The following is a 2,666-nucleotide window of genomic DNA, read 5'->3' on the forward strand; positions in this document are numbered from 1 at the left end:
CAGAAGATGGTTCAGATTCCGGGCTGAGACCTGGGAATAAGTTTTCTGGGAGGCAAATATATCGGCACTTATGCCCGGCGCAAGGGAAATTCATGGAACACCTGCACCTCCAACGGAGGAAAGTACGAGCCATGCGAGCCTGACGCGGAAACCATAAATCTAGCAAGTAAGGCACAAGACCTGTTCAACCTTGATTTTACCTGCGTGGATGTTGTGGAGACAGAAGATGGCCCCATGGTCTTCGAGGTATCAGCCTTTGGAGGTTTCAGGGGACTTTATCATGCCTGCGGCCTGAATGCGGCCGGCATGTATGCGGAATATATTATTAACCAGCTGGAATCCCGGCAATAATGCCGATGTAAGCATTCAGGGGGTCCTCGGTGGTGACTCATGGCATTAGGCCAGGGGACTGTCCCCGCTGAGTAATGACTATGCAGCTTCACTTAATTTCGCGCCTGTACTTTTTGTTTTGGTGAAGGAAAAGTGTCGCGGGGACTGTCCCATTGGCCGGTACCTGCCCCCCTGAATGATTACTATCCATCTATGCCTGCCACGCGTCTTTAGCGTGGTTAATCCTGTCTAAAGATTCTTGTTTTTTGTAACCCCAGTTAAACCCAGCAAAGCTGGAACGCTTTCAGCGTTGTTAAACTGGGCAGGCAGGCTTTCAACGGTTAAGTCACTGACAGTAACGGTATATTGGTATTTCATCCCTTAGACCCCGATGAAATGGGAAGAAATTTCATGGGGCAGGCCCCTGTTAAACCCTGCTTTGCAGGAACGTTTTCAGCGTTGTTTAACGGGGCAAGGTAAACTGATTTACGCTGATTAAAATTATTTTGATGGCAATCTAGAATCGGCCTGCACTCTCCATCCACCCAGGGCATGGCAATTCGACCTATCAACCACGACAGGATGAGGGTCAATGGACTTAATCAAGGACTTAAGCTTCTGGTAAACTTTTGAAGGATCTATTGCCCTTGGAAACATTTTGGAATGCTTTAGCGGCTGCTCAATATGAAGAGCAACCCGGAGCTTTTGAGTGCGCAATGCTTTTTCGGCAATGTGTTTCTCATCATGGTCATCGGCCTGAAATCTGCCTGCAGCTATGCCGGCCAGACTATCCCGGACCTTTAAGGCCATTTCCAGAGGAAGATCCACAATTTTTGTTCGTCTGTGCACTCTGTAGTCTTTGACTTCCACCAGCCAGAGAATATTTTGTGGTTCAGGGCAGACAGCTGCAAAATCAACAGCCTTATTGCCTGAACAGCACCCCTTGAAACGTTTGCGGTAAAAGGCCCACCTGTCATACTGGCCGACTTTCCAGTTCTCAGGAAATTCAAAAACCAAATCACCTTCAATAAGCCTTGTCATCAATCAAGCTCCATGAAACGGTCAGACTGACTAAGTTCCTCATCCAGAGCCGCAATGGGATCCAGATCATCCATACTTGTTCCCTGCTGCACCTGCACACCCTGCCTGGAAAAATGCAGAGCAAAAAACCTGGCCGGAGTATTCCTGTATTCTTTGCTGCTGTGCAGAATTTCAATTTCGCGCAGCAGAAAAAGGCTGTGCGTGGCGATAAAGATTTGTACTCCGGCCTGGGCCAGGTCCATGATGAAACGGGCTACCCTGGCCACAAGCCTGGGATTCAGGCTTGTATCCGGTTCGTCCCAGAAGGCCGTTCCTTTGGGCCTGATCACTCCTGTAGCCACCAGTTGGGCCAGCATGGCCAGTTTGCGTATGCCTTCAGCTACAAGAGGTATTTCCAGCTGCACTTGACCAGCCGGTTTAAAGTAAAACCGCCCGTTCTTATCCAGAATAATGCTTCCGCCCATGGTCTTTTCCAGGGAAGACAGCAGGCTTTTGAATTGGTATCCTTGGTTATTACGCTCTAATGGCGATCCCAGATGTATGCACAGATCCCTGTATGTCTGAGGAAACTCTAAAAATTTTTTTTCGTAAAGGGATATAAGATTTGGATAAAGGGTCAGGATTTCCCTGGTTGGAATATATACTGGATCTGTTTGCAGCCAGGATTCCGGAACTTTTTCCAGAGAAACCTCAGACCTGCTCTGAGAAGCCAGAGAAAAGGAAATGTCATGGCTGCTGTCTTCAAAGAAAGCGTCGATTTGACACCGTTCCCGTCCCTTCCCCCTGTGTACTGTCCGACCCAGGCTTTCCGGCCTGAAAACTCCAATAATTTTTTCCGCCAGCGCTGTCTGCAGGCCGGTTTTATTGGGAGGAGAATCCGCAGACAGTCTTGGCCCATTTACAGAAAGGCAGGATAAAATACAATAAGCAGTTTTCAGAAAATGGGTTTTACCGCTGCCGTTTTCTCCCACAACAACATTCAGCCCTGGACTCAAATCAAACCCGGCCTTCTGAAAAACCGTCATATTTTTTATGTGCAGGCTTTTAAGCATTATTGAACAGCCTTTAAGGGATTAGAAAAATACTGATATACCGTTATAGTGATGCTTTGCCAGAAACATTAAAGAGAAGAGTTTTTTAGACAGGATTAACCCCAGTTAAACACCCCAAAGGGGACCCCGGATTAACGGGGCAGGCAGGATTAAGAGATTGATTAAGAGAGAAGGTTTTTGTCCTGGCCCCCAGTTGAATACCCTGCGGGTTGCTTTTCAAGCATTCAACGGGGCAAGCGGAGG

At 47.8% G+C, this 2,666-nt stretch carries 2 protein-coding genes and 1 pseudogene; 1 reads left to right on the forward strand and 2 read right to left on the reverse strand.

Annotation, left to right across the window (positions count from 1 at the left end; all coding sequences use genetic code 11):
* A pseudogene (locus QZP87_RS00610) lies at positions 1 to 351 on the forward strand (ATP-grasp family protein); the annotation flags it as partial.
* Positions 352 to 831: 480 nt separating this feature from the next.
* Here QZP87_RS00610 and QZP87_RS00615 read toward each other — a convergent pair.
* Positions 832 to 1,371, reverse strand: a complete 540-nt coding sequence (locus QZP87_RS00615) for a hypothetical protein (RefSeq protein WP_291320987.1) — start codon at positions 1,369 to 1,371, stop codon at positions 832 to 834.
* Entirely contained in the window at positions 1,371 to 2,423 is a 1,053-nt protein-coding gene (locus QZP87_RS00620) for an AAA family ATPase (RefSeq protein ID WP_291320988.1), read from the reverse strand. The genes QZP87_RS00615 and QZP87_RS00620 overlap by 1 nt, the downstream gene beginning before the upstream one ends.
* Positions 2,424 to 2,666: the final 243 nt, after the last annotated feature.

It is taken from the genome of Desulfonatronospira sp. (assembly GCA_003563255.1).
Classification (GTDB): domain Bacteria; phylum Desulfobacterota; class Desulfovibrionia; order Desulfovibrionales; family Desulfonatronovibrionaceae; genus Desulfonatronospira.

What these genes read in the sequence shown, in the direction of transcription:
- QZP87_RS00615 (WP_291320987.1), bottom strand. Translation starts at nt 1,371, where the DNA reads ATGACAAGGCTTATTGAAGGTGATTTGGTTTTTGAATTTCCTGAGAAC.
- QZP87_RS00620 (WP_291320988.1), bottom strand. Translation starts at nt 2,423, where the DNA reads ATGCTTAAAAGCCTGCACATAAAAAATATGACGGTTTTTCAGAAGGCC.